20 protein-coding genes and 2 pseudogenes are annotated in these 25,062 nt (G+C 73.5%); 10 read left to right on the forward strand and 12 right to left on the reverse strand.

What is annotated here, in order from left to right; genetic code table 11:
• The 3 genes and pseudogenes from IF89_RS45870 to IF89_RS0107320 form a co-directional block, all read left to right on the forward strand.
• Nucleotides 1–399 (forward strand): annotated as a pseudogene (locus IF89_RS45870) (hypothetical protein); the annotation flags it as partial.
• 31 nt (nt 400–430) lie between these two features.
• Nucleotides 431–1,201: a DUF4239 domain-containing protein gene (locus IF89_RS0107315; RefSeq protein ID WP_030762919.1), complete on the forward strand. Its 771-nt coding sequence runs from the start codon at nt 431–433 to the stop codon at nt 1,199–1,201.
• A 183-nt stretch (nt 1,202–1,384) separates the two neighbouring features.
• Nucleotides 1,385–2,011 (forward strand): hypothetical protein, encoded by a 627-nt coding sequence (locus IF89_RS0107320; protein WP_030762923.1) that lies wholly within the window; start codon nt 1,385–1,387, stop codon nt 2,009–2,011.
• 106 nt (nt 2,012–2,117) lie between these two features.
• On the opposite strand, the gene IF89_RS0107325 is transcribed toward IF89_RS0107320, so the two are convergent.
• A complete protein-coding gene (locus IF89_RS0107325; RefSeq protein ID WP_030762926.1) occupies nt 2,118–2,636 on the reverse strand; it encodes a hypothetical protein in 519 nt (172 codons plus the stop codon).
• A gap of 375 nt (nt 2,637–3,011) precedes the next feature.
• On the opposite strand from IF89_RS0107325, the gene IF89_RS0107330 reads away from it, so the two are divergent.
• A complete protein-coding gene (locus IF89_RS0107330; RefSeq protein ID WP_030762930.1) occupies nt 3,012–3,674 on the forward strand; it encodes a class F sortase in 663 nt (220 codons plus the stop codon).
• Nucleotides 3,675–3,762: 88 nt separating this feature from the next.
• On the opposite strand, the gene IF89_RS0107335 is transcribed toward IF89_RS0107330, so the two are convergent.
• From IF89_RS0107335 to IF89_RS0107345, 3 genes are all read right to left on the reverse strand, one after another.
• The gene (locus IF89_RS0107335; protein WP_030762933.1) at nt 3,763–4,665 is read right to left on the reverse strand and encodes a polysaccharide deacetylase family protein; all 903 of its coding nucleotides are present in this window, start codon (nt 4,663–4,665) and stop codon (nt 3,763–3,765) included.
• A 90-nt stretch (nt 4,666–4,755) separates the two neighbouring features.
• Nucleotides 4,756–8,058 (reverse strand): bifunctional lysylphosphatidylglycerol synthetase/lysine--tRNA ligase LysX, encoded by a 3,303-nt coding sequence (gene lysX, locus IF89_RS0107340; protein WP_030762935.1) that lies wholly within the window; start codon nt 8,056–8,058, stop codon nt 4,756–4,758.
• Nucleotides 8,059–8,190: 132 nt separating this feature from the next.
• A complete protein-coding gene (locus IF89_RS0107345; protein WP_030762939.1) occupies nt 8,191–9,387 on the reverse strand; it encodes a CapA family protein in 1,197 nt (398 codons plus the stop codon).
• A 307-nt stretch (nt 9,388–9,694) separates the two neighbouring features.
• On the opposite strand from IF89_RS0107345, the gene IF89_RS0107350 reads away from it, so the two are divergent.
• Complete coding sequence (locus tag IF89_RS0107350; protein WP_030762942.1) at nt 9,695–10,234, forward strand: sigma-70 family RNA polymerase sigma factor; 540 nt, start codon at nt 9,695–9,697, stop codon at nt 10,232–10,234.
• A gap of 252 nt (nt 10,235–10,486) precedes the next feature.
• Nucleotides 10,487–10,951, forward strand: coding sequence for a hypothetical protein (locus IF89_RS0107355; RefSeq protein WP_051806892.1), 465 nt, complete (start codon nt 10,487–10,489; stop codon nt 10,949–10,951).
• A gap of 3 nt (nt 10,952–10,954) precedes the next feature.
• Here IF89_RS0107355 and IF89_RS0107360 read toward each other — a convergent pair whose 3' ends face one another.
• From IF89_RS0107360 to IF89_RS37775, 4 genes are all read right to left on the reverse strand, one after another.
• Nucleotides 10,955–11,341: a hypothetical protein gene (locus IF89_RS0107360; protein WP_030762947.1), complete on the reverse strand. Its 387-nt coding sequence runs from the start codon at nt 11,339–11,341 to the stop codon at nt 10,955–10,957.
• A gap of 27 nt (nt 11,342–11,368) precedes the next feature.
• Nucleotides 11,369–12,229, reverse strand: a complete 861-nt coding sequence (locus tag IF89_RS0107365) for an Fpg/Nei family DNA glycosylase (RefSeq protein ID WP_030762949.1) — start codon at nt 12,227–12,229, stop codon at nt 11,369–11,371.
• Nucleotides 12,230–12,355: 126 nt separating this feature from the next.
• Nucleotides 12,356–14,419 carry a SpoIIE family protein phosphatase gene (locus IF89_RS0107370; protein ID WP_030762952.1) on the reverse strand — a complete coding sequence of 688 codons (2,064 nt, stop codon included), beginning with the start codon at nt 14,417–14,419 and terminating at the stop codon, nt 12,356–12,358.
• A gap of 7 nt (nt 14,420–14,426) precedes the next feature.
• Nucleotides 14,427–15,671, reverse strand: a complete 1,245-nt coding sequence (locus IF89_RS37775; RefSeq protein ID WP_051806865.1) for a DUF6777 domain-containing protein — start codon at nt 15,669–15,671, stop codon at nt 14,427–14,429.
• Nucleotides 15,672–15,818: 147 nt separating this feature from the next.
• On the opposite strand from IF89_RS37775, the gene IF89_RS0107380 reads away from it, so the two are divergent.
• Entirely contained in the window at nt 15,819–17,258 is a 1,440-nt protein-coding gene (locus tag IF89_RS0107380) for a lipase maturation factor family protein (protein WP_030762957.1), read from the forward strand.
• Here the strand turns inward: IF89_RS0107380 and IF89_RS0107385 are convergent.
• Nucleotides 17,244–18,227: an NAD-dependent epimerase/dehydratase family protein gene (locus IF89_RS0107385; protein WP_030762959.1), complete on the reverse strand. Its 984-nt coding sequence runs from the start codon at nt 18,225–18,227 to the stop codon at nt 17,244–17,246. The two genes, IF89_RS0107380 and IF89_RS0107385, sit on opposite strands and share 15 nt — an antisense overlap.
• Before the next feature lie 172 nt (nt 18,228–18,399).
• Nucleotides 18,400–18,573, reverse strand: coding sequence for a hypothetical protein (locus tag IF89_RS45875; protein ID WP_158717822.1), 174 nt, complete (start codon nt 18,571–18,573; stop codon nt 18,400–18,402).
• A gap of 342 nt (nt 18,574–18,915) precedes the next feature.
• Here IF89_RS45875 and IF89_RS46915 point away from each other — a divergent pair, with 342 nt between their 5' ends.
• Nucleotides 18,916–19,209: a hypothetical protein gene (locus IF89_RS46915; protein WP_199820475.1), complete on the forward strand. Its 294-nt coding sequence runs from the start codon at nt 18,916–18,918 to the stop codon at nt 19,207–19,209.
• Between the two features lie 30 nt (nt 19,210–19,239).
• Here the strand turns inward: IF89_RS46915 and IF89_RS0107400 are convergent, their stop codons facing one another.
• Entirely contained in the window at nt 19,240–20,727 is a 1,488-nt protein-coding gene (locus tag IF89_RS0107400) for an SDR family NAD(P)-dependent oxidoreductase (protein ID WP_030762965.1), read from the reverse strand.
• 480 nt (nt 20,728–21,207) lie between these two features.
• On the opposite strand from IF89_RS0107400, the pseudogene IF89_RS45880 reads away from it, so the two are divergent.
• Nucleotides 21,208–21,768 (forward strand): annotated as a pseudogene (locus IF89_RS45880) (DMT family transporter); the annotation flags it as partial.
• 102 nt (nt 21,769–21,870) lie between these two features.
• On the opposite strand, the gene IF89_RS0107410 reads toward IF89_RS45880, so the two are convergent.
• Nucleotides 21,871–23,160: a transglycosylase family protein gene (locus IF89_RS0107410; RefSeq protein ID WP_030762967.1), complete on the reverse strand. Its 1,290-nt coding sequence runs from the start codon at nt 23,158–23,160 to the stop codon at nt 21,871–21,873.
• A gap of 183 nt (nt 23,161–23,343) precedes the next feature.
• Here IF89_RS0107410 and gndA point away from each other — a divergent pair, with 183 nt between their 5' ends.
• Nucleotides 23,344–24,789 carry an NADP-dependent phosphogluconate dehydrogenase gene (gndA, locus tag IF89_RS0107415; protein WP_030762970.1) on the forward strand — a complete coding sequence of 482 codons (1,446 nt, stop codon included), beginning with the start codon at nt 23,344–23,346 and terminating at the stop codon, nt 24,787–24,789.
• Nucleotides 24,790–25,062 lie beyond the last annotated feature (273 nt).

The following is a 25,062-nucleotide window of genomic DNA, read 5'->3' on the forward strand; positions in this document are numbered from 1 at the left end:
CCGCCGAAGCCGCCCCCGAAACCCACCCCGCCGCCCGAGCCGGAGCCCACGCCGCCCCCCCCGGAGCCGACGCCGAGCCCGACGCCCAGCCCCGTGCCCACCCCGCCCCCGCAGCCCGCTCCGGCGCCGCCCCGGGCAGCGCCCGGCCCCGTACCGGTACCCGTCCCGCCCCCGCCGGCCCCGCGGAAGCCGGCACCCGCCCCGCCCCGTGCGGCCGAGGCACCCTCTGCTCCGCCGCCGGCCCCCGCGGCGGTCGCGCCCACGCGGGAACCGGTGGCCCGCCCGGCCTATCGCGCGGCGGCCCGCAAACCGGCCGAGCACCACATCTCGCCGGTGACCTTCACCCTGCTGACCGCGGCCCCCGCGGTGCTCGCGATCGTCGCGCTGCGCCCGCGCTGAACCGCCCACCGTCGAACGACCTGGAGTCATCTTGTCGGAATGGCTCGTCCTGTCCCTCGCGATGGCCGCGGCCTGTGCCGTGGTGCTGTCCATCGCCTTCTTCAATCACCGCCGGATCGGCGAGGACGACGATCCGAACGAAACCCCCGACGTCATCGAGTACATGACGATGATGATCGGCGTGATCTACGCGATCGTGCTGGGCCTGGCGATCGCGGGCGTCTGGGAGGGCCGGGGAGCCGCCCAGGAGTACGTGCGCCAGGAGGCGCAGGCCCTGCACGAGATCAGCGTCCGCTCGCAGGTCTACCCGGCCGAGGTGCGGGCGAGGATCCGGGCCGACGTCGACGCGTACGTGACCTTCGTGGTGGACACCGAGTGGCAGGCGATGGCCGACGACGGCGAACTCACGGACCGCGGCGGAGAGCTGCTGGAGCGCATCCGCCGGGACGTCACCGACTACGAGCCGCAGACCGACCACGAGGGCCAGGCCTACCAGCCGCTCGTCGACCAGGTCGCGGCGGCCGACGACGCCCGCAACGCCCGCGGCGCGAGCGCCGGGGCCACCATGCCGGGGGTGGTCTGGTTCGGGCTGATCACCGGGGCGCTGGTGACGGTGGGCCTGATCTTCACCCTGCAGATCAGGCGTTCCTTCCGGGAGATGCTGCTGGCCGGGCTGTTCAGCGCCCTGATCGCGTTCCTGCTGTTCCTCATCTGGGACTTCGACGCGCCGTTCGGGCGCGGCATCTCCGCCACGGCCGAACCGTTCCTCACGCACTTCTCCCACCTTGACCTGGGCGACTGACCGCGCCCGGCAAACCGGGGACGGGCCTCCCGTCCCCGGTTCGGCCCAACGCCATGCCCCATTCGCCCGCTTCTGATCGCGGGCCCCGGCACCCGCACCTAGCGTGGCGGACATCGAGGCGCACGACCCCCCACGTGCGGAAACCGTTCCGCGGCTGCTCCTCGGGGATCCGGAGAATGAACCATGGGTGCGATACGTACCTCCGCCACCGCCCTGCTGAGTGCCGGCGTCACGTCCGCCGTGCTCACCCTCGGAGTCCTCGCCGTGCCCCCCGCCTTCGCGGCCGGGGCCCGGTCCGGGGCCGAGGCCCTGCCACAGGCCGAGAAGCACGCGGAGAAGCAGGCCCGGCAGGTCACGTCGTTCGGCTTCACCCTGACCCCCTCGACCGTCGCCCCCGGCGGCCAGGTGGTGCTCGCGGTCAGCGGCTGCAACGCCGCCTACTCCACCGCCTCCTCCGGTGTCTTCGACACCGTGAGCATCGCGCGCGGCCAGACCGTGCGGGTCACCGTGGACCGCGACGCCCGGCCCGGGGCCCTGTACTCGGTCTCCTTCACGTGCAACGGGGAGACGGGCTCGGCGGACCTGACGATCGCCGGCGGCACGACCAGGCCCACGACGAGTTCCACGCAGACGGCCACCGCCGTCGCCCCCGTCACCACCACCTCCGCCCGCGGTGTCCGCGGCGGCCTCGGCGGCAGCGTGGCGGGGATGGACCCGGTGGAGCTCGGCGCCGGCGCCGGCCTCTTCCTCGCCGCCGCGGGCGGGGCCGTGTACGCCCTGCGCCGCAGGGCGTCGGGCCGCGGTCACTGAACCCCCGTACGCGCCCCTTCACCGCCGGTCGCCCCGCGTCCTCGGGAAGGACGCGGGGCGACCGGCGGGAGCGGGCGGCGGCGACCGGGAGGGCCGGTCCGCGTGGTCAGCTCCGGCCGCGGAGCGGACGGCGACGGCGCATCACGTGGGCACCCGCGCCCAGTGCGGAGACGCCGACCAGGCCCGCGCCGATGGCCGTCTCGGCGGCGGACGGACCGAAGGACCCGCCGATGCCGCCCTGGGAGGGGTTGCCCTCCAGGATGCGGAAGCGGGCCGTGGCGATCAGGTTGCTGTCGTTGCACTTGACCGACAGCGTGTGGGTGCCCGGCGAGGCGTGGTTGAAGATGCGTACGGTCGCGAACCCGATCGTTCCGGCGGACAGGTTGGCCGGCGAGAAGTTCCCGTGCGAGGTGACGGTACCGCCGTGACCGCAGCCGGCCGCGCTCACCTGCATCGTGGACCCCTGGTGCACGGCGTACGGGTTCACCGAGATGTTGCTGGGGCCGTTGCCGCCCCCGTTGCCGCCCCTGCCCCCGGGGTCCTGGTTCGCGGACGCGAGCGGGGCACTGAGGCCGAGGACGGCACAGGCTGCCGCCGTCAGGGTAAGAGCGCGCAAGACACGCATGGTCGAACCTCCAGCGGGAAGCGCCCCGGAGCGTCGGCCCCGGATGATCGACGAGAACGCCTCCCACGTCGAACCCTCCGGTCGTACCGCAATCTCCGCATGTCCGGCTTTGGGCCGCCCGGTTGAGCGACACGCCGAAGCGGGAAGTGTCCGGCTGACGGATCCGCAGGTCACGACCCGTCAGGCATTTATGTGACGATTACCTGGATGGGCGCATCCCTTACGGCCCCCTGCGGCCCCCCGCTCGGCGGCGGCCACCCGTTCGCCCGTCCCCCCGCGCCGAACTGCCGCCCCGGCCTTAGCGTGCGTGGGGTAGGGCGTACAGGGGCGGGACAGGAACGCGGGTCGGGACCCCCGCGTCGGGAAGGGAGAACGATGGGCGAGGACGAGACCGGGCAGTCACGCAAACGCTCACCGTGGGGCGTACTCGCCCTGGTCATGCTCACCGGCCTCGCCATGGTGCGGAACGGCGTGGACATCGACGACGGACCGCCCCAGCCCACCGCGGCCTCGGCCGTCGCGGTGACGGCCGACCAGCTGCCGGCCAATCCGCCGACCCCGCCCGCGGACATGGAGCTGCTGGAGCACTCCTCGGTGCAGCGCATCCGGATCCCCACGATCAACGTGGACGCGCCGGTGATGACGGTCGGGCTCGACGCGGAGGGCTGGATCGACGCGCCGCCCCCGCAGGACCGCAACCTCGCGGGCTGGTACCTCAACGGCATCTCGCCGGGACAGCGCGGCTCGGCGGTGATCGTGGGCCACGTGGACAACGCGCAGGGCCCGGCGGTGTTCTACGGCCTGGGATCGGTCAAACCCGGCCACCGCGTCGAGGTGGAGCGCTACGACGGGCGGACCGCGGTGTTCGAGGTGTACGGCGTGGAGGTGTTCTCCAAGGACGCCTTCCCAGGAGCGCGCGTCTACGGTGACACCGGGCACGCGGAGCTCAGGGTGATCACCTGCGGTGGCGGTTACTCCAAGGCGCGCGGCTACGACGGCAACGTGGTCGTCTTCGCCCGGATGGTGGAGGCCCGCTGAACCGGGGGGCCGGGGGATCCCGGCCCCGCCACCGGCCCGGCCGCGGGCCCGGGCCCCGACCCGGGTCCTCGGCGCGGGGCCGCGGCCCTCAGTGCGAGGCCGCGGCGGACAGGGTCGGAAGCGTCATCCGGTAGCCGCGCGCGAGCAGTTGGGGCAGGTAGGAGGCGATGGCCCGGACGCTCTGCGTCCGGTTGCCGCCCGCGTCGTGCGACAGGATGATCGCGCGGGGTCCGGCGCCGTGCAGGACCCGGGAGACGATCGTGGTGACGCCGGGCTCCTCCCAGTCCAGGCTGTCGACGGTCCAGGCGAGCGGCTCCATGCCGAGCTCGGCCCCGATCTCGAAGGCGGCCCGGTTCCACGCCCCGTAGGGCGCGCGGAACCACTGCGGTGCCTCCCCGACGGCCTGCTGCACGACCTCGCTGGTGCGGCCGATCTCCGCGGCGAGGGCGGGCCGGCTCAGCTTCGGGATGAGCGGATGGGTCCAGGTGTGGTTGCCGATGACGTGGCCCTCGGCGGCCATCCGGCGCAGCAGGTCGCGGTTCTCCGCGGCCATCTCCCCGCAGACGAAGAACATGGCGCGCACGCCGTAGTGGCCGAGGGTGTCGAGGATGGCCGGGGTGTAGCGGGGGTCCGGGCCGTCGTCGAAGCTGAGCACCATGGAGCTGTGCGTGTCCCCGTCGGCCGGGAGCTGCAGGATCGGCCGGGTCCGTACGGCGGGTTTCGCGGCGGCGGGCCGGGCGGGGGCGTCCGCGGTCATGGGGCGCAGCCGGTAGGACTTCTCGGGCCGGGTCTGCGGAAGTGATCCGGGCGCCCCCGCCGCGGGGTGGGGACCGGGGCCGGGTGCACCGCCGGCACCCGGTGCACCGGACGTGCCGGGCGGACCGGCCTCGTTGCCGTTGCCCGTGGTGATCAGTCCCGCGGCCGCGACTCCGAGGAGGACGGCGGTGCGCAGGAGCACGCGCCGCCCTACTGTCGGCTCGTCATTTTTCATTATTACTACGTATCAACGACATGCCCGCAGAAGTCGAGAGGCGCGGACGCGCCCCGTTCCGCTCACCCGTGCGGACCAGGGGGTGTCCGCTCAGCCGCGCCGCACCAGCGGGAAGGGGAGGGTCTCGCGGATCGTCAGGCCGGTGAGGAACATGACGAGGCGGTCCACGCCGATGCCGAGGCCGCCGGTCGGCGGCATGGCGTATTCGAGGGCGTCGAGGAAGTCGTTGTCGAGTTCCATGGCCTCCGGGTCGCCGCCGGCCGCGAGCAGGGACTGGGCGGTGAGCCGGCGCCGCTGTTCGACGGGGTCGGTCAGCTCCGAATAGGCGGTGCCCAGTTCCGTCCCGAAGGCCACGAGGTCCCAGCGCTCGGCGAGCCGGGGGTCCCTGCGGTGCTGGCGGGTGAGGGGGGAGACGTCGGTGGGGAAGTCCTTGTAGAACGTGGGCAGTACGGTCCGCTCCTCCACCAGCCGCTCGTACATCTCCAGGACCACGTCGCCGCGGGTGTCCTGCGGCCCGTGCGGCACCTTGGCCCGGTCGCACAGCCGGCGCAGCACGTGTTCGTCGGTGTCGGCGTCGACCTCCTCGCCGAGGGCCTCGCCGATGGCCCCGTACATCGTCTTGACCGGCCAGGGTCCCGAGATGTCGTGGACGACGAGCTTGCCGTCGGCGCCGGCCTTGTGCGCGACCGGCGAGCCGAAGGCGGCGGTGGCTGCCCCCTGGATCAGCTCCCGGGTCAGGTCGAGCATCACGTCGTAGTCGGCGAAGGCCTGGTAGGCCTCCAGCATCGTGAACTCGGGGTTGTGCTTGTAGGAGACGCCCTCGTTGCGGAAGGTGCGCCCCATCTCGAAGACCTTCTCCATGCCGCCGACGCAGAGCCGTTTGAGGTACAGCTCGGGTGCGATGCGCAGGTACAGGTCGAGGTCGTAGGCGTTGATGTGGGTGCGGAAGGGACGGGCGTTGGCGCCGCCGTGGATCTGCTGGAGCATCGGGGTCTCGACCTCCAGGTAGCCGCGGTCGAGCAGCCCCTGGCGCAGGGCCTGGACGGCGCTGGAGCGGGCCCGTACGACGTCGCGCGCCTCGGGGCTGGCGACGAGGTCGAGGTAGCGGCGCCGGACGCGGGCCTCCGGGTCGGCGAGGCCCTTGCGCTTGTCGGGGAGGGGCCGCAGGCACTTGCCGGTGAGCTGCCAGGACCGGACGACGAGGGAGAACTCGCCGGTCCGGCTGGCGCCCGGCTCGCCGGTGACGAGGACGTGGTCGCCGAAGTCGACCTGGGAGGTGAAGGAGTCGAGCACCTCGGGGCCGGCCTCGTCGCGGGTGAGCATCAGCTGCATGTCGCCGGACCAGTCGCGCAGGACGGCGAAGACCACGCCGCCGAGGTCGCGTACGACCATCACGCGCCCGGCGAGGGTGGCGGGCTCGGTGGTCCGGGAGCCGGGCGGGTGGCTCGGGTGGGCCGCTTTGAGCTGGGCGACGGTGTGGGTGCGCAGGCGGATCCCCACCGGGTAGGGGTCGGTGCCGGACGCCCGGATGCGGTCGAGTTTGGCGTGGCGGACGCGTACCTGCTCGGGCAGCCGCTCGGCGGGCACGCCGGGGAGCTCCTCCCCCACGTCGTCCAGGCCGAGGGAGGCGATCGGGGGCAGCCCCTCGGTGGTGGCGGGCGCGGTGACGCCCTTGGCATGGCCGTTGCCCCACAGCGTGCGCAGGCTGGGTACGGAGACGAAGCCCTCGGCGATGCCGGAGGCGAGGCTGACCCGGGCGAGCGAGCCGGCGTCCTGGTAGCAGAGGAACCGCGGGTACCACTCGGGGCCGTACTTGACGTTCGAGCGGTACAGCGCCTCCAGCTGCCACCAGCGGGAGAAGAAGAGCAGCAGTCTGCGCCACACCTTCAGGACGGGACCGGCTCCGATGCGGCCGCCCTCCTCGAAGGCGGAGCGGAAGACGGCGAAGTTGAGGGAGATCCGGCGTACGCCGAGGCCGGGGGCCGCGGCGCACAGTTCGGCGACCATGAACTCCATGACCCCGTTCGGGGCGGTGCGGTCGCGGCGCATCAGGTCGAGGGAGATGCCGTCCCGGCCCCAGGGGACGAAGGAGAGCAGGGCGATCAGCTCGCCCGCGGCGTCGAAGGCCTCGACGAGCAGGCAGTCCCCGTCGGCCGGGTCGCCGAGCCGGTCCAGGGCCATGGAGAAGCCCCGTTCGGTCTCGGTGTCCCGCCAGCGGTCCGCCCGGTCGACGATGGTCCGCATCTCCTCGTCGGAGAGGGCCGAGTGGCGGCGGATGAGGGTGGTGGCGCCGGCGCGTCGGACCCGGTTGACGGCCTGGCGGGTGACGCGCATGTCGCGGCCGTCCAGGTCGAAGTGGGCGACGTGCAGAATGGCCTCGTCGCCCAGCTGGAGGGCGCTCAGGCCGGAGCGGGCGTAGGCGGTGGCGCCGTCCTCGGAGGCGCCCATCACGGCCGGCTGCCAGCCGTAGCGGCCGGCGACGGCGAGCCAGGCGTCGATCGCGGGGGTCCAGGCGGCGGGGTCGCCCACCGGGTCGCCGCTGGCGAGGCAGACGCCGGCCTCGACGCGGTAGGTGACGCCGGCCCGGCCGTTGGGGGCGAAGACGACGGCCTTGTCGCGGCGGGTGGCGAAGTAGCCGAGGGAGTCGGCCCGTCCGTAGGCGTCCAGGAGGGCCCGGATGCGGGGTTCCTCGTCGCCGTGCAGGGCGGCGGTCAGGCGCTGGGAGCGGAAGAGGGTCGCGGCGGCGTTCAGCAGGGCGACGGCGCCGAAGAGGCCGAGGAGGAAGTACAGCGGTCTGGGCGGGCGGCCGTCGAACTGGCGGGCCGAGAAGAGGCCGCCGAAGACCTGCTTGGCGGCCCAGTCCAGCCACTGCCCGCGGGGCAGCGAGCCCGGGAAGAGGGCGACGAGCGCCCAGCCCAGGAGGACCGCGGCGAGCATGCCGAGCCCCAGCACGACCAGGGCCCGCCACAGGGCCCCGGGCCGGGACGCGGCGTAGAACTCCTTGCGGGCGGCGATCAGTACGGCCAGGGCGGCGACGGCCAAGAGCAGCGACGCGAAGCCGATCGCATACGCGCCGACGGCGATGTCCAGCAGGTCGTCGACGATCAGCAGGGCCAGATAGGTGATGACCATCCACCAGGCGACCTTCTTGCGGGTGCCGAGGGCCGCGGCGAAGAGGAAGAGGAAGACGGCGTAGGCGAGGTTCGCGCTGACCGGTACGACGATCAGGTCGAGGAACCGCACGACGTGCCGCAGGAGCCGCCGCAGCGTCGGGGAGAGCGAGAGCAGTGCGCACAGCAGGCCGATCGTCCCGAAGAACGCGCCGAACCCGTCGGGCACCCGGTTCAGGAAGCGGCTGCGGGTTCCGTGCGTCGTCTGCGCGGTGGCACTCATGGTTCGCACTGTAGGGAGGGGTGCGCCGGTGCGCGCGCCGAGCGGGTGGGGGGTCCGGCGGGCCGCGGCCCGTCCTCTCAGGTCGCGGCTGCACGTGCGGACGGGGGTGCCGGCGCGGAGCGGCGGGCACCCCTAGGAACCGGCCGTGAGGCCGTCCCCGGCGGCTCCGCGGCTGAGGACCGCCTCGGTGATCTCGTCCCGGGCGGCCTCGTAGTCGGCCCGGCCGGGGTCCTTCGCCAGGGCGTCGGGGAGGTGGACGACGCGGCCGGCGGACAGGTCCATCATCTGCGGCACGAACTCGGCCTTGGTGACCCGCCAGCGCTGCCCGGGCGCCGCCGGCGGGGCGAAGGTGAAGCGGGCGATCGAGCCGTAGTTGCCGCGCAGGTCGCGCGCGCCGGTGTGGTTGAACATCTCGCCCGCCACCTGGTCGCCCATTCCGTAGACGATCCAGGTCCCGTTGACCTTCTCGTAGGGCTGCGGGATGTGGGCGTGGGTGCCGAGGATGAGGTCGATGTCGGGCCGGCCGCCGGTCTGCGAGGCGGTCAGCGCCTTCCCGAGTGCGAGCTGGGTCTCGTCCGGTGCGGTCTGCCACTCCGTGCCCCAGTGGACGCTCACGAGCACCACGTCGGCGCCCGCCTTCCGGGCGGCCCGGGCATCCGCGACGATCTTGTCCTGCTTCATCAGGTTGACCGCCCACGGCCGGCCTTCGGGGAGCGGATAGCCGTTGGTGTCGTAGGTGTAGGCCAGGTGGGCCACCTTGGCCGTGCCGGCCGTGTACATGGTCACCGTGGCCGCCTCGGCCGCCGTGCGGGCCGAGCCGGCGTGTTGCAGGCCGACCTTGTCGAAGCGGTCCAGCGTGCGGCGCAACCCGGCGGCGCCGTCGTCGAGGGTGTGGTTGGACGCGGTGGAGCAGCCGTCGTAGCCGGCGTCCTTCAGGCCGTCCGCGACCTGCGGAGGGGACGTGAAGGCCGGGTAGCCCGAGAAGGGGCCGCCCTCCTCGCCGTAGATCGTCTCCATGTGGCAGAGGGCCAGGTCGGCCCCCGACACCACGGCCTTGACGCCGGAGAACATGGGCCGGAAGTCGTAGCCGCCGTCCTGCGCGTCGTGCGCGGCACGCCGGATGACCGAGGTGTGCGGCAGCACGTCGCCGCTCGCGACCAGCGTGAAGCCCTTGGCCGCGGACGCCCCTGCGGCGCTGGACGGGCCCGCAGGGCCGGACTCCCCGAGCCTGGCGGGTGCGGTGTCCCCGGCGGCCGAGCATCCCGCCGCCGCGGACAGCAGGAGGGCGGAGAGCAGGGCGGCCGCTCTCGGCCGGGTGCGCGTGGCCATCAATCCGACTCCCAATAATACGACTATCTGACATGTCATCATCTGCAATCCATAGAACAACGCGCCGTAAGTCAAGGACCGGGTCCGCTTCCGCCGGCGAGCCCCCTCCGACGGCGGACGCGGCAGGGGCGGCCCTGCCGTTCGCCGCGCCGTTCGACCGTTCACCGACCGGCACAGCCGCCCGTCGGACCACCCGGGTGCTTGGGCGCAACGCCGCGGCCTGACGGTTCCGGCTCGGCTCTGCGCAGGTCAGGGTGGACGGGTACCGCCCCCGAGGACCCCTCGCGCACCCCGGAAGGAGCCACTCGTGCCGCTCTCCCCCACCCTCCCGCGTACGGACCCCGACACCCTGGCCGAACTCCAGCGCGATCACGGGCGGGCGCTGTTCGGTTTCCTGGTCGGCCTCACCGCCGGTGACGCCCAGCGCGCGGAGGACCTCGTGCAGGAGACCCTCGTACGGGTCTGGCAGCACCCGGAGGCCCGGGCCAGCGGGCACGACTCCATGCGGCCCTGGCTCTTCACGGTGGCCCGGCGACTCGCGATCGACGCCCGGCGGGCCAGGCTGTCCCGCCCCCTGGAGGTGGACCCCGAGGGGCTGGAGCAGGCACCCGCCGCCGAGGACGCGGTGGCCGGGTCCGTCACCGCGATCGACGTGCGGCGGGCCGTGGGATCCCTGGGGCCGGAGCACCGCGAGGTGCTGCTCCAGGTCTACTTCCGGGACCGGTCGGTGGCGGAGGCCGCCGCCGAGCTCGGGATTCCCGCCGGCACGGTCAAGTCGCGCACGTACTACGCCCTGCGCGCCCTGCGGAAGGACCTCCAGGGCTACGGTTACGGCCTCGGCGCCTGAGGCCGCAGCCGCGAAGTCCCGCCTGCCCGGCCCCGGCGAACGGGTCCCGGAACGCCGCGAAGGCGTGCGGACCGGACAAGAAGCGCATCGAATGCGACAGAAGACCGTTCAAGTTGAGTAAACCTCCCCCGCTCCGTGAGCCGCTCGGTGAAGGCTCGGGGCTGAAGACGGGACGCTCGACGCGCGGGAGAAGGTGGAACGGTGCAGCCCGAGGGTACGAACGGCACCAGTGACGGCGGGCTCGCGGTGCCCATGGCCTGGCTCTACGCCGAGTACATCGCCGACGAACTGCTGCGCACGGGCCGGCTGATCCCGGCCGGCACCCTGGAGTTCCGGGCCGGACGGGACACGCTCGCCCTGACCATCTACCTCTCCGACGCGGCCGGGGAGCTCTCCGGGATCCGCGTGGTCTCGCAGCTCGACGAGTGGCTGTCGCTCACGGCGTACGGCCACCCCTGGCGCGACTGGGTCCACACCCGCTTCCTCGACCTCGGCGAGGCGGCCCGGGAGGGCGGCCGCGACGAGGACCCCGACCTGGGACTGGCCCGGGCGGCCTGGCGCTGGCTGGACGGCACCGAGCTGTTCGCGACCAACCTCGATCCCGGGCGGCACGGCCCCGCCGACGCCCCGCCGGGACTGGACGAGAACGCGCGCGTGTGGACTCCCGCCTGGCAGCTCGGCCTGCCCCTGGGCCACTTGGCGATGCACCTGTTCTGACGGCTACGGCCGGTCGGCCGGATCCATGACCAGGCCCGTGAAGTCCGCCTCGTTGCGCTCCGCACGGCGGACGTACCACCGGGCGATCAGCCACATCACCGGATACACCAGCAGCCCCAGCACCAGCCAGACCAGCGCCCCCGGCCTGGCCCGCGGCACCGCGAACACCAGCGGCAGCGTCCCGACCAGGGACAGCAGCGCGGCCAGCGCCGCGAGACCGGCGCGCAGCTGGCTGCGCATGAGAGCCCGTACGTAGGTGGCCCCGAGGGTGGTCTGCTCGGAGATCTCCGAACGGGCCGGGGTGTGGGCGGGCGCCCGGCGGCGGGCGCCCCGGGGCACCCCGGTGACGGTCTCCCGCCGGGGCGGCGGCTGCTGCTGCTCCTCGGCCATGGTGCCCGGAGTCTACGCAGCGTGCCGCTATTTGAGGAGGCGCGAGAGTCTGCGGTCGGCGAGCGGCTTCCCGCCGGTCTGGCAGGTGGGGCAGTACTCCAGCGAGGAGTCGGCGAAGGACACCGAGCGGATCGTGTCGCCGCACACCGGGCACGGCTCGCCCGCCCGGCCGTGCACGCGCAGCCCGCTCTTCTTCTCCGCCTTGAGCTTCCCGGCGGCGACCCCGTGCGCCCGGCCGACCGCTTCGCGCAGGGTGTCCCGGACCGCGGTGTGGAGCTGCGTGATCTGCTCCTCGTCGAAGGAGGAGGCCAGTTTGAACGGGGAGACCCGGGCGGCGTGCAGGATCTCGTCGCTGTAGGCGTTGCCGATCCCCGCGATGACGCTCTGGTCGCGCAGGACGCCCTTGATCTGGCGCCGCTCCCCCGCGAGCAGCGCGGCGAAGGCGTCCCGGTCGAAGTCCTCGGCGAGCGGATCGGGGCCGAGGCGGGCGATGCCGGGCACCTCCTGCGGGTCGTGGACGACGTACACGGCGAGCCGCTTCTGGGTGCCGGCCTCCGTGAGGTCGAATCCGCCGCCGCCCTCCAGGACGACCCGCAGGGCCAGCGTGCCCTTGCCGGGCCGCGGCGGCTGCGCGGGCAGGGAGTCCTGCCAGCGCAGCCAGCCCGCCCGGGCCAGGTGCGTGACGAGGTGGAGTCCGCCGATCGGCAGGTCGAGGAACTTGCCGTGGCGGGCGACAGGTCCGGCCGGCCGGCCTTCCAGGGCGGCCGGCGGCGGGTCGTAGGTCTTGAGCACGCTGACGGCGAGCGGGAGGACACGTTCGACCACCCGCCCGGCGAGGTGCTCGTCGAGGTACTCGCGCAGGGCCTCGACCTCGGGCAGCTCCGGCATGGTCCCAGCCTGCCGCCGCCCCGGGCGGAACGCGAGCCGGGCCCTGGCCGGCATCGTGGCGGGCACGGTCCGCGGGACGCCGCTCCGCCTCGGTTCCCGGCCCGGCACGGGCAGCGGGGCGCGGCCTCAGCCCATGACGAACTCGCACCAGACGCACTTGCCGCTGCCGCGCGGTTCCACGCCCCAGACGTCCGCCAGCCGGTCCACCAGCATGAGGCCGCGGCCCGAGACGCCGGAGTCGCCCGCTTCGCGGCGGCGGGGCAGGGCGCTGGAGCGGTCGGCGACCTCCACGCGCAGTCTGCGCTGGTGGCCCGCCAGGATGCGCAGGGTCACGATGGCCGGGCCGTCCGTGTGCATGAGGGCGTTCACGATGAGCTCGTCCGCGACCAGTTCGATCTCGTCGGCCCGCTCCCGCGCGCCCCAGGCGCGCACTGCCGCGCCGATCATGTGGCGGGCGGCCACCAGGGCCTCGGGGTCGCCCGGCGCCACGTGCTGCTGGAGCCGGCCGCCGCCGGGCGGGGCGGGGGCGGGCCGGCGGCGCAGGAGCAGGAGGGCCATGTCGTCGGCACCGCCGCGTTCGGTGGCGATCTCGCACAGCCGGTCGGCGAGGAGCTGCAGGTCCGCGGGACCGCCGCGGACGTGGGAGGCCAGCAGGTGGATGCCGTCGTCGAGGTCGGCGCCGGGGTGTTCGACCAGGCCGTCGGTGCACAGCAGGAGCGTTTCCCCCGGGTCCAGTTCCACTGTCGTCACCGGGTACTCGAGCCGGCCGAACTCCGCCGAGAGGCCGAGCGGCATGCCGCCGCCCACCGGCAGGCGGTGGCAGTCGCCGTCCCGGGTGCGCAGCAGCGGGTCGATGTGGCCGGCCCGGACCACCTGGAGCACGCCGGTGGAGAGGTCCGCCTCGACGTACGAGCAGGTCGCGAAGCGCTCGGTGTCCAGTTCGTGCAGGAAGACGGAGGCCCGGGCCATGACCGTGCCGGGCGAGTGCCCCTCGGCGGCGTAGGCGCGCAGGACGATCCGGAGCTGTCCCATGACGGCGGCCGCGTGGGTGTCGTGGCCCTGGACGTCGCCGATGACGGCGCCGACCCGGCCTCCGGGCAGCGGGATCACGTCGTACCAGTCGCCGCCGATGTCCTGGCCCATCCGGGCGGAGCGGTACCGTACGGCGATCTCCCCGCCGGGGACCGCGGGGATCCGCCGGGGCAGCATGGCCTGCTGGAGGCCCTCGGCGAGGTCGTGCTCCTGCTCCAGCAGCATGGCCCGCTGGAGGCTCTGCGCGATGCTGCTGCCCAGGGCGACGAGCAGGTTGCGCTCCTCCTGGGTGAAGCCGTCCTTGTCCTGGTAGAGCAGCCCTATGGCGCCGATCGGGCGGGCCTGGGCGATCAGCGGCAGGTAGGCGGCCGCCGAGATCCGCATGTACGAGATCTTCGCCCAGAGCGCCGGGTAGTGACGGGCGAACTCCTCCGCGGAGTCGAGGAAGCGCGGCTGGAGGGAGCGGACGACCTCGCTCATCGGGTACTGCTCGTCTATGCGGGTGTAGCGGGTGCCGGGGACGAAGCTGCCCTCCGGGCCCTCGGCCACCAGGTGGATCCGGTCGGCTTCGACCAGGCCCATCACCATGCCCATCGAGCCGAGCCGTTCCAGGCCGTGCGCGTCGCCGAGCGCGTCGATGACGTCCCGCACGGTCCGGGCGTGTGCGAGGGCCGCGGTGGTGCTCTCGACCACCGACGTCTGCCGGCGCCGTTCCTCGTCGAGCCCGAGGCGTTCCGCCGAGTGGCTGAGTTCCTCGGTGGCGTCGCGGACAATGCCGATGATCCGGTGGGGCCGCCCGTCGGGGCCGCGCATGACGCGGCCCTGGGTGTGCGTCCAGCGCAGCCGCCCGTCCCGGCAGCGGATGCGGAAGTAGGCGCCGTAGCTGTCGACCTCGCTCTTGAGGGCGGAGGAGACCATGGCGTCGAGTCGTGCCGACTCCGCCGGCGGGACGCGCGCGGAGAGCGAGGCGGGTCGGCCGTCGTACGCATCGGGGGGCGTGTCGAAGACGTCGAGTGCAGCTTCGTCCATGTGCATGAGACCGGTGACCAGGTCCCAGTCGAAACTTCCCATGCGGTTGAGCGAGAGCGACCGGTCCGGGTGTGCGGGCCAGTCGTCCGGCAGCGATACGGTGGTCGGCACCGGTCCACCATGACACAGGGGCCGGTCAGGCGCTCTCCAGCGGATGGTCCTCCTCGGAGGTCGGCATCAGGTCCGGGTCGGCGTAGGGGTCGGCGGACGGGTCCGTGTACGGATCATCGGAGGGGTCGGCGTACGGGTCCGCGTACGGGTCCTGGGGGTCGCCCGGCTGCGTCGTCGCTCCGGGCCACGGCGGCAGCGCCGGGTCGGACGGGTCCTGCGTCAGCCCGTCGGACGGGACGTCGGAGGGCTGGTCCGAGGGGGGCCGCTGCTGCGGCTGCTGGGGCTGCCGCGGCCGGGTGGAGGGGTTCAGGGGGACGGCGGGGCTCTGCCGGGTGTCGCCGCCGGGCGAGGACGGCGACGAGGGGTGGGACGGGCAGTCCGCCGGGCCCGCTCCCGCTGTGCTCGGGCAGGGCTGCGCCGACGGGGCGCCGGACGGGTGGGCGGGGGCGTTGGGGATGCCTTCGGCCGGGTCGTACGGGGGGAGGGACTGCGGGGTCCGGTCCTGGGCTCCGTCGTCGCCGCGCTTGCGTTCGATCCAGGTGTTGTCCGTGATGTTGACGATCACCAGGTTGTTGATCACGTGGGTGGTGGGTTCGACGACGACGACCTGGTTGGGCTGGTAGCCGTTCCACCGGTCGCCCTTGTGCACGGGGCTGCCCTTGGCCGCGCGCGGGGCGCCCAGCGGGTTGCCGCAGCCGCACCGGACCCGGGGCATGCCGTGCTCGTCGACCAGGACGGCGGTGCCCGCCTGGAGGACGGACTGGTAGCCCTCGGCGCGGCCTGCGCGGAAGCCGTGGTTGGTGACCCTGGTGTCGGCGCGCAGCACGACGGGGGTGAGGCCGCGCAGGAAGTCGGGGATGCGGGCCTCCTCGATGCCGGTGGCCTGTGCGAAGGCGCGGGCCTTGGCGTCGTCGGCGGTGAGGTGGCGCACCTGCTGTTCCACGTCGCAGCTGCCGAGGCGCTGGGTGCCGCCGTAGAGGCCGGGGGTGGCGGCGTTGACGGTGCGGATGCCCTGTCCGGTGGGATTGGGCAGCGGCGGCTGTACGGGGGCCGACTCTCCGGTGGCCGTGGAGGCGGTGAAGGGGTCGGGGCCGGCGTTGGCCACCGGCTGGAGGTAGACCTCCTGGCTCTCGGGTCCGGCGCCGCCGGCCGGCTCGTCGTGCCCGCCGCAGGCCGCGGCGAACAGCCCGAGGAGGGCGAAGAGGGCAGCGCCGGCCGGTGCTTGACGACGCGACGCCTGACGAGGTGCCGGAAGTGACGGTCCGTTCACGAATTTCTCCCTTTTCGCCCCGATTGCTTCCTCTTGTCTGCCGTATCCCTGCGTGAGCCGCAACCCGAACGTCTCTTGAACTCGTTCAAGAACCTGCGTGCTGCACGGACTGGCCGGTGCCGGGTGGCCGGTCGGATACTGGAGGCGATGGACTGGTTCACGGCGCCCGGGTACTGGCTCGCCCGGCTGGTCTTCCAGCGGGCTCTCGCCGGTGTCTACCTCGTCGCCTTCGTCGGGGCCGCGCTGCAGTTCCGGGCCCTCATCGGGACGCATGGCATGCTGCCCGTGCCTCGCTACGTACGCCGCGTACCCTTCCGGCGGGCCCCGAGCCTGTTCCAACTGCGCTATTCGGACCGACTCTTCGCCGGCTGCGCCTGGACGGGGGCCGCGCTGGCGGCGGCCCTGGCCGCCGGGGCCGGGGACGAGGTACCGCTGGCCGCCGCCATGGCGATGTGGGCCGCGCTGTGGGTGCTCTACCTCTCCATCGTGAACGTCGGCCAGACCTGGTACTCCTTCGGCTGGGAGTCGCTGCTGCTGGAGGTCGGCTTCCTCGCGGTGTTCCTCGGCAACGCCCGGGTCGGGCCGCCGGTGCTGGTGCTGTGGCTGCTGCGCTGGGTGCTCTTCCGGGTGGAGTTCGGGGCGGGGCTGATCAAGATGCGCGGCGACCCCTGCTGGCGCAAGCTGACCTGCCTGTACTTCCACCACGAGACACAGCCGATGGCGGGCCCGCTCAGCTGGTTCTTCCACCATCTGCCGAAGCCGCTGCACCGGGTGGAGTGCGCCGCGAACCACGTGACCCAGCTGGCCGTGCCGGTGCTGCTCTTCACCCCGCAGCCGGTGGCCTCGTACGCCGCCGGGGCGGTCGTCGCGACCCAGCTGTGGCTGGTGCTGTCGGGCAACTTCGCCTGGCTGAACTGGCTCACGATCACCCTCGCCGTGTCGGCCGTGGACTTCACCGGACTCGTGGGCCCTCCCCCGGCAGCCGCCTCCCGGCAGGCCCCCCTCTGGTTCGTGGTGCTGGTGTGCGCGGTGACCGCACTGGTCCTCTTCCTCAGCCGGCACCCCGTGCTCAACATGGTCTCGCGCCGCCAGGTGATGAACCGCTCCTTCGACGCACTGCACCTGGTCAACACCTACGGGGCCTTCGGCTCGGTGGGACGGGTGCGCATGGAGGTGGCAGTGGAGGGCACCGCGGACCGCGTACCGCGCGAGGACGGCGACTGGAAGGAGTACGGCTTCCGGGGCAAGCCGGGCGAGCCGCACCGGCTGCCGCGCCAGTTCGCCCCCTACCACCTCCGCCTGGACTGGCTGATGTGGTTCGCGGCGATCTCCCCCGGCTACGCCCGCGACTGGTTCGGACCCTTCGTGGAGCGGCTCCTGGCGGGCGACCGGGACACGCTGCGGCTGTTGCGCCACAATCCGTTCCCGGACGCCCCGCCCGTGCACGTCAGGGCCCTGCTCTACCGCTACCGCTTCACCACCTGGCGGGAGCTGCGCGAGACGGGGGACTGGTGGCACCGCACGCTGGTGCGCGAGTACCTCCCGCCGACCCGGCTCGCGGGCGCCCGGCCGTCAGAGCCCGAGTAGCGCCGCCTCCCGCTCCGCGTCGAGGCCGGGGGCCGGCCGGTCGGGCCGCTGCGGAGCCCGGCCGTCAAGGGTGCGCAGCCAGGACCAGGTGTCGGCCACGGTCTCCTCGACGGGTCGGCACGTCAGTCCGGCCTTCAGCGCCCGGGTCACGTCCCCGCCGAACATGTGGTCGTGCGACTCGCCCGCGGGCAGCCAGATCGGCAGCTCGGTCCAGGGCTCCACGCCGGCCGCGAGGATCGGTGCCGGGTCGGTCCAGCGCAGGTCGGCCTTCCCGCCGGTGACGGCCGCGCAGGCGTCGAGGAGGCTTCCCATGGTGGCGTGCCCGGGCGGGGCGACCAGGTTGCAGGGGCCGGCGAGCCCGGCCCCGGCGGCGTCCAGGGTCCAGCGCGCGAGGTCGCGTACGTCGACGTACTGGATCGGCAGGTCGCGCGGGCCCGGGGCGAGGACGGGGCCGCCGCGCGCGATGCGGTTCAGCCACCACGGCAGCCGGCCGACGTTCTCGTAGGGGCCGAGGATCAGCCCTGCGCGGACCAGCAGCGCCCGGTCGGCGAACGCCTCCAGCGCGGCGAGCTCGCCGCCCCTCTTGTCCTCGGCGTAGGCGGTGGCCGCGGCGTCGGGCGAACCCTGCACGAGGAGGCCGTCCTCCCCCTGCCCGGCGGGAGCCGGATAGGCGTACACCGAGCGGCTGGAGACGTAGGCGTACCGTGCGGCCCGACCGCTCAGCAGGCGCGCGCTGTCACGCACCGCGGTCGGGGCTGCGCCCCAGGTGTCGACGGCGAGGTCCCACTCCCCCGCGGTGAGGGCGGCCAGGCCGCCCGGGGCGGTGCGGTCCCCGTGCAGGGCACGGGTCCCCGGCGGGGGCGCGTGGCGCCCCCGGTGGAAGACGGTCACCTCCCAGCCCCGGGCGAGGGCGTCCTCGGTGACGGCGCGTCCGACGAATTCGGTACCACCCAGCATCAGCAGCTTCATGGCGTCAGCCTGGACCGGCGGGCACGAGCGCGGAAGCGGTGATCGCTGTCGGCGATGACGCTCAGGGCGTAGGGCGTACCCCTTGCCCCGCGGTCAGGGCAGCGCCCCCGGTGCGGATGAGCACGAGGGGGCGCTTGTCACCGCTGTGCGGGTGGTCGCGGGAGGGCGCGGGCTAGTCGATGCCGCGCAGGATGTGGGCTTCCGCCAGGTCGTCCTCGTAGCCGGCCAGCCGGATGGGGGCGGAGCGCGCCCACACCTCCAGGCTCCCGAGCTCGTCGGTGCGCTTCTTGGCGCGCGATCCGGTCCGCTCCAGCAACTTCGGTTCGGGCTGCGTCTTTTCAGTCACCGCGCACTCCTCTGTGTCGCGTAACCCGGCGGGCTGACCGCGAGCCGGGCAAGGGATCAAGGGTTCCGGACGCGGTGGCGCCTTGGTGGAGCGCGGCCCGGATGGGGGCCGTCTTGATGCCCCAGAGTACACATATGAGCGGACCTCCGCTCGATAGGAGGGGCAAAATCCGCTGCGCCCTCTCGGTTTCGTCCTGAGTTCAGCACGTCGTGGACCGGCGGGCACCTCACGGGACGGTGTGCTCGGACCCGGATCCGTGAAGCGCGACGGAGGGGGTCGGCAGTGGCGGGATCGGGAGTGCCGGAGGCCGAAGTCCCGTACGTCACAAGCGTGGTTGGGCTGATGGAGCTGCTTCGGCACAGCCGCGACGAACGGGCCCTGCGGTCGGCGGCTCTGCTGCGCCGCTCGCACCCCGCCGGCAGGGAACTGCAGCTCGCGGGGCTGCTGCCCGACGTCGGCGAGCTGCTCCGTCCGGGTGACGGAGCGCGACACGCCGTACTCGCAGCGGAAGCGGTGCGCCCGCTGCTCGGCGAACGGGTGGCCAGGCCGGTACGGCTGCACCCGCCGTCGGCGGCGGCCGGGAACGCGAGCGGCCCCCTCGGGGAACCGAGGGGGCCGCTCGCGTGCACGCCGTAGCGCGGGGCCGGGTCCGAAAGGCCCGCGGGCCTACCAGTTCGCCGGGGCGTAGTCCTTCAGGAAGACGCCGAACAGGTCCTCGCCGGCCTCGCCGCGCACGATCGGGTCGTAGACCCGGGCCGCACCGTCGACCAGGTCGAGCGGAGCGTGGAAGCCTTCCTCGGCGAGGCGCAGCTTGTCGAAGTGCGGGCGCTCGTCGGTGATCCACCCGGTGTCCACGGAGGTCATCAGAATGCGGTCGGTCTGGAACATCTCCTGGCCGCTGGTCCGCGTCACCATGTTCATCGCGGCCTTGGCGGCATTGGTGTTCGGGTGCCCCGCACCCTTGTAGCCGCGGCTGAAGACGCCCTCCATCGCCGAGACGTTGACCACGTACGCCCGCCCGTTCGCCGCCTTCCGCGCGGCCTCGGCCATGGCCGGCCGGAGCGCGCTGATCAGGATGAACGGCGACGTGTAGTTGCACAGCTGGGTTTCGAGCAGCTCCACCGGGGAGATCTGGTCGATGGTCTGCACCCAGGTGTTGCTCTCGACGACGTCGGGCAGCAGGCCGCCCGCGTCGATGGCGGTGCCCGCGAGGTGGCGCTCCAGGCTGGCGTTGCCCGCGACCAGCGCGAGGTCGGCGACCTTCTGCGCCTCCAGTCCGCTCGCCCCGATGGGCAGGGCCGCCAGGCCGTCGACCGCACCGGAGTTGAACGCGCCGATGACGTGGTGGGCGGGCAGTTCCCCGGCGGGCAGCGGGGCGCTCTCGCCCTCGACGAGCGCCGCGTAGGCGGTGGGCAGTCGGCGCACGGTCTGCGTCGCGTTGTTGATCAGTATGTCGAGCGGGCCCGCCGCGGCCACCTGGTCGGCCAGGGCCACGGCCTGGGCGGGGTCGCGCAGGTCGATGCCGACGACCTCCAGGCGGTGCATCCAGTCCGCGGAGTCCTCCATCGCCTTGAAGCGGCGGATGGCGTCCTTGGGGAAGCGCGTGGTGATCGTGGTGTGGGCGCCGTCGCGCAGCAGCCGCAGCGCGATGTACATGCCGATCTTGGCGCGGCCGCCGGTGAGCAGCGCGCGCTTGCCGCTGAGGTCGGCGCGGGCCTCCCGCTTGGTGCGGTTCTCGACGGCGCACTGCGGGCAGAGCTGGTGGTAGAAGTAGTCGACCTCGACGTACCGCGTCTTGCAGACGTAGCAGGAGCGCGGGCGCTGGAGTATCCCGGCGATCCGGCCGGCCTCGGTGACCGAGGTGGGCAGGATGCCCTCGGTCTCGTCGTCGATGCGCTCGGCGGAGCCGGTCGCGGTCGCCTCGGTGACGGCCTTGTCGTTCGCGGTCTTGGCGGCCCGGCGCTCCTGGCGCCGGCGCTGCTTGACCGTGCGGTAGACGCCGGCCGTCGCGCGGCGCACGGCGATGGCGTCGGGGTGGTCGACGTCGATCGTGTCCAGCTCGGCGAGCACGTCGAGGCAGAGCGCCAGCCGCTCGGGGTCGATGCCCGGTCCGTAGGCCTGCACCTGGTCGTGGCTGTCTTCGGTCACCGTCATGGCCGCTGCCGTTCCTTGATCACTCGTCCGCATCCGCCTGCTGCGGAGGTCCTCAAAAGGGAAACTGTACGGATCGCACGCGCCCCGAGCCAAACCCGCGGCAGGGCGCCCGGTGCATCGCTCACGCATCGCGAACGGGCCGTCACCGAGCGGATCGAGACGGTGACCCTGGGGCACGGTAGGGGTGGCGCTGCGCTGGTGGGACACCCACGCTGCGTACTCCCGCACTACGTCGGGAGTATGACTCGTGACCACCTGTGGGCGGAGGAATAGCGCAGATGGGTCGGGCATTGTGGAGCTTATGAGTGCACTGGCGCTGTCGGTCCTGCTCTGCCTGGTGTCCGCCGTGGCGTACGCGGGCGGAGCGATCGTCCAGGAAAGAGGGTGGCGGTGACCACGCCGGACCGGCGGTATGCGCCGCTGCGCCGGGGCGGATGGTGGGTGGCGGTCGGGCTGAACGGCCTCGGTGCTCTGCTGCACGTGGTGGCGCTCGCGTACGGGCCGCTGAGCCTGGTGCAGCCGCTGGGCGCCCTGACCATCGTGTTCGCGCTGCCGATGGCGGCCGTGCTGGTACGGCGCCGGGCGGGTGCGGCGGCGTGGCGCGGGGCGGTGCTGGCCACGGTCGGCCTGGCCGGGCTGCTGGCGCTGACCGGCGGGTCCGGGCGGGCGGGGCAGTCCTTGACGGACGGCGGGCGGAGCCTGCTGCTCGTCGTGACCGGGGCGGTGGTGGCGGCGCTGTTCGTGGCCGCGCACCGGACGCGCCGGGCGGTGCTGCACAGCGTGCTGCTCGCCGCGGCGGCCGGTACGGCCTTCGGCATGGCCTCGGTGTTCACCAAGTCGGTCGCGGAGACCGTCGAAGCGGGTGCGCAGGCCGGCCCGGGAGCGGCGGACCTGGTGGCGGTCGCGGTGCTGGCGACGGTCGGTCTGCTGTTGTCCCAGGCGGCCTACCGGGATGCCGGACTGACGGCGCCGCTGGCCACGGTGACGGTGGTCAATCCGGTGGTGGCGGCCACGGTCGGCATCACGCTCTTCGACGAAGGCTTCCGCCACGGTGCCGCGGGCACGGCGGCGGCACTGGCCAGCGCTGTGCTGGCGGCGGCCGGCCTGGTGCTGCTCACGGCCGTGCCGCCGCACGCGCGCGGGTCAGATGCGCACCCCGTGACTGCGCAGGTACCTGAGCGGGTCGATGTCGGAGCCGTAGCCGGGTCCCGTGCGGATCTCGAAGTGCAGGTGAGGGCCGGTGCTGTTGCCGGTCGAGCCGGAGCGGCCGATGCGCTGGCCCCCGGAGACCTGCTGGCCGGCCTTCACGCCGAGGGCCGAGAGGTGGGCGTACTGGGAGTACCGGCCGTCGGTGTGCCGGATGACGACCTGGTAGCCGTACGCTCCGGCCCAGCCCGCGGAGACGACCTGCCCGGGTCCGACGGACTTGACGGTGGTGCCGGTGGCCACGGGGAAGTCGACCCCGGTGTGGTAGCCGCTGGACCAGGAGGATCCCGAGACGCGGTAGGCGGTGCCGAGGGCGGCGTCGACCGGGGCGGAGAAGCCTCCCGCGGCGGGCTTCTGCTGCGCTGACGCGGGCTGGGTGCCGGGCTGGGCGGCCGGCTTGCCGGCGGGCTTCTCGGCCGTTTTCGGGGCCTGCTTCTCCGCGGGTTTCGGCGCGGGCCGCTCCGCCGGCTTCTGGGCAGCGGGTTCCCTGGGCTTCACCGGTTCGGCGATCCGCGGCGGCTTCTCCGGGTTCTGCGCGGGCGGGGCCGGCGGGGCGGTGGTGACCCGCATCGTGAGGCGCTGACCGGGGAAGATCAGGTTCGGGTTGTCGCCGACCACGGCCCGGTTGGTTTCGTAGAGCGCCTGCCAGCCGCCCTCGACGCGCTGCTGGGTGGCGATCGCGGAGAGCGAGTCGCCCGGCGCGACGACATACGGGTTGGGCAGGACCGAGGTTCCGGTCGGGCGGGGCGCGGTGCCCTGCGCGGGGGCCGTCCGCACCTCCTGGGTCCGGGGCTGTGTAGGCGCCGCGGGCTGGGCGGGGACCGTGGCGGCCAGGACCGGGGAGGGGCCGCCGCGGGTGAGGCCGGCCCCCTTCCCGCAGTGCGGCCAGGCCCCGGGGCCCTGACCCTTCAGGACCTTCTCGGCGACCGCGATCTGCTGCTCCTTGGTGGCCAGGTCGGCGCGCGGGGCGTACGTGGTGCCGCCGAAGGCCCGCCAGGTGCTCTGGCTGAACTGGAGCCCGCCGTAGTAGCCGTTGCCGGTGTTGATGCGCCAGTTGTTCGTCGACTCGCACGCGGCCACCTTGTTCCAGGTGTCCACGGAGGCGGCGTCGGCGACGCCGGCGCCCATCAGCGGGAGCGCGATACCGGCGCCCCCGGCGGTGACGGCCAGCGAGGCCCGGTTGATGCTGCTCGGCTGATACCGGCGGTGCCGGCCCCGTACGCCCATGGGAGCCCCCATCGAAGACATCAGGAATCGCACAACTTAACGCCGGGATCATTGCACGGCAAGGGAGCAACGGAGCGCTCTTCAGCGGAACTTGACAATCCCTCGACGGGCCGGAGCGCCGCGGGAGCGGTGGCGCGGTAGCGTCGGCACGGCCCGCACACCGAAGCACGCAGGAGCGCACAGATGAGCACCAGCACCGCCCGGATCGGCGTCACCGGCCTCGCAGTCATGGGCAGCAACCTCGCCCGCAACTTCGCCCGCAACGGATTCACGGTGGCCGTCCACAACCGCACCGCCTCTCGCACCACGGCGCTGGTGGAGGAGTTCGGCCATGAGGGCGCGTTCGTGGCCGCCGAGTCGGCCAAGGAGTTCGTCGACGCGCTGGAGCGCCCCCGGCGCATCGTCGTCATGGTGAAGGCCGGGGAGCCGACCGATGCCGTGATCCGCGAGTTCGCCCCGCTCCTGGAGGAGGGCGACGTCATCATCGACGGCGGGAACGCCCACTTCGAGGACACCCGGCGGCGGGAGCGGGAACTGCGCGAGCAGGGCATCCACTTCGTCGGCGTGGGCATCTCCGGCGGCGAGGAGGGCGCACTGCTCGGGCCGAGCATCATGCCGGGCGGCTCCAAGGAGTCGTACGCGTCCCTCGGCCCCCTCCTGGAGAAGATCGCGGCGAAGGCCGCCGACGGCACGCCGTGCACCTCCCATGTGGGCCCGGACGGCGCCGGACACTTCGTCAAGATGGTGCACAACGGCATCGAGTACGCCGACATGCAGCTCATCGGCGAGGCCTACCACCTGCTGCGCGAGGTCGCCGGGTACTCCCCGGCGATGATCGCGCAGACCTTCCGGGACTGGAACCGGGGACGCCTGGACTCGTACCTGATCGAGATCACGGCGGAGGTGCTCGCGCACACGGACGCCGCGACCGGGCAGGCGTTCGTCGATGTCGTGGCCGACGCCGCCGAGCAGAAGGGCACCGGGCGGTGGACCGTGCAGATCGCCCTGGACCTCGGGGTCCCGGTGTCGGGGATCGCCGAAGCCGTGTTCGCGCGCGCCGTTTCGGGTCACGCCGACCTTCGGTCGGCGGCCCGCGGGCTCGCGGGGCCCGCACCTGCCGCGCTGTCGCCGGAGGCGGCGGACGCGTTCGCCGCCCAGGTGGAGGAGGCGCTGTACGCGTCGAAGATCGTCTCGTACACGCAGGGGTTCCACCAGATCCGGGCGGGCAGCGAGGAGTACGGCTGGGACGTGGACCTGGGCGCGGTGGCCTCGCTGTGGCGCGGCGGCTGCATCATCCGGGCGGCGTTCCTCGACCGGATCCGTGCGGCCTACGACGCCCGGCCCGACCTGCCCAGCCTGCTGGCGGACGAGCGCTTCGCCGAGGAGATCGGGGCGGCGCAGCAGGGCTGGCGGGCCGTGATCACGGCGGCCGTGGGCGCGGGCATCCCGGTGCCGGCCTTCGCGGCATCACTGGCGTACTACGACGCGCTGCGCGCGGAGCGGCTCCCTGCGGCCCTCACCCAGGGCCAGCGGGACTTCTTCGGGGCGCACACCTACCGGAGGACCGACCGGGCGGGCTCGTTCCACACCCACTGGAGCGGCGACCGCACCGAGGTCAGCACGGACTGACACCGCCGGGGCGAACGGGGGCGCCCGACCGGTGGGCTGCTCAGCCCGGTCGGCGGGTGGGCCCCGGTCGGGGGGTGGGCCGGTCGGCGGGCCGCCGGCCGGTGCCTGCTCGGCCGGGCGGCCGTCAGCCGGCGGCGCGGCTCCAGGGCCCGGGCTGCGGGGTCGGCGCGGGCCCCGGCGGCGGGGGTACCGGGTCCGGCTCCGGGACGGGGCCGGGCACGGGCGGCGCGGGGCGCGGCATCGGTTCGGGGTCCGGGAACGGGGTGGGCGCAG

The organism is Streptomyces sp. NRRL F-2664 (assembly GCF_000719345.1).
Classification (GTDB): Bacteria; Actinomycetota; Actinomycetes; order Streptomycetales; family Streptomycetaceae; genus Streptomyces.

Bases quoted from the DNA above. Each gene is read 5' to 3' on its own strand.
- IF89_RS0107320 (WP_030762923.1), top strand. From the start codon at position 1,385: ATGGGTGCGATACGTACCTCCGCCACCGCCCTGCTGAGTGCCGGCGTC.
- IF89_RS0107325 (WP_030762926.1), bottom strand. From the start codon at position 2,636: ATGCGTGTCTTGCGCGCTCTTACCCTGACGGCGGCAGCCTGTGCCGTC.
- IF89_RS0107330 (WP_030762930.1), top strand. From the start codon at position 3,012: ATGGGCGAGGACGAGACCGGGCAGTCACGCAAACGCTCACCGTGGGGC.
- IF89_RS0107335 (WP_030762933.1), bottom strand. From the start codon at position 4,665: ATGAAAAATGACGAGCCGACAGTAGGGCGGCGCGTGCTCCTGCGCACC.
- lysX (WP_030762935.1), bottom strand. From the start codon at position 8,058: ATGAGTGCCACCGCGCAGACGACGCACGGAACCCGCAGCCGCTTCCTG.
- IF89_RS0107345 (WP_030762939.1), bottom strand. From the start codon at position 9,387: ATGGCCACGCGCACCCGGCCGAGAGCGGCCGCCCTGCTCTCCGCCCTC.
- IF89_RS0107355 (WP_051806892.1), top strand. From the start codon at position 10,487: ATGGCCTGGCTCTACGCCGAGTACATCGCCGACGAACTGCTGCGCACG.
- IF89_RS0107360 (WP_030762947.1), bottom strand. From the start codon at position 11,341: ATGGCCGAGGAGCAGCAGCAGCCGCCGCCCCGGCGGGAGACCGTCACC.
- IF89_RS0107365 (WP_030762949.1), bottom strand. From the start codon at position 12,229: ATGCCGGAGCTGCCCGAGGTCGAGGCCCTGCGCGAGTACCTCGACGAG.
- IF89_RS0107380 (WP_030762957.1), top strand. From the start codon at position 15,819: ATGGACTGGTTCACGGCGCCCGGGTACTGGCTCGCCCGGCTGGTCTTC.
- IF89_RS0107385 (WP_030762959.1), bottom strand. From the start codon at position 18,227: ATGAAGCTGCTGATGCTGGGTGGTACCGAATTCGTCGGACGCGCCGTC.
- IF89_RS46915 (WP_199820475.1), top strand. From the start codon at position 18,916: ATGGAGCTGCTTCGGCACAGCCGCGACGAACGGGCCCTGCGGTCGGCG.
- IF89_RS0107400 (WP_030762965.1), bottom strand. From the start codon at position 20,727: ATGACGGTGACCGAAGACAGCCACGACCAGGTGCAGGCCTACGGACCG.
- IF89_RS0107410 (WP_030762967.1), bottom strand. From the start codon at position 23,160: ATGGGCGTACGGGGCCGGCACCGCCGGTATCAGCCGAGCAGCATCAAC.
- gndA (WP_030762970.1), top strand. From the start codon at position 23,344: ATGAGCACCAGCACCGCCCGGATCGGCGTCACCGGCCTCGCAGTCATG.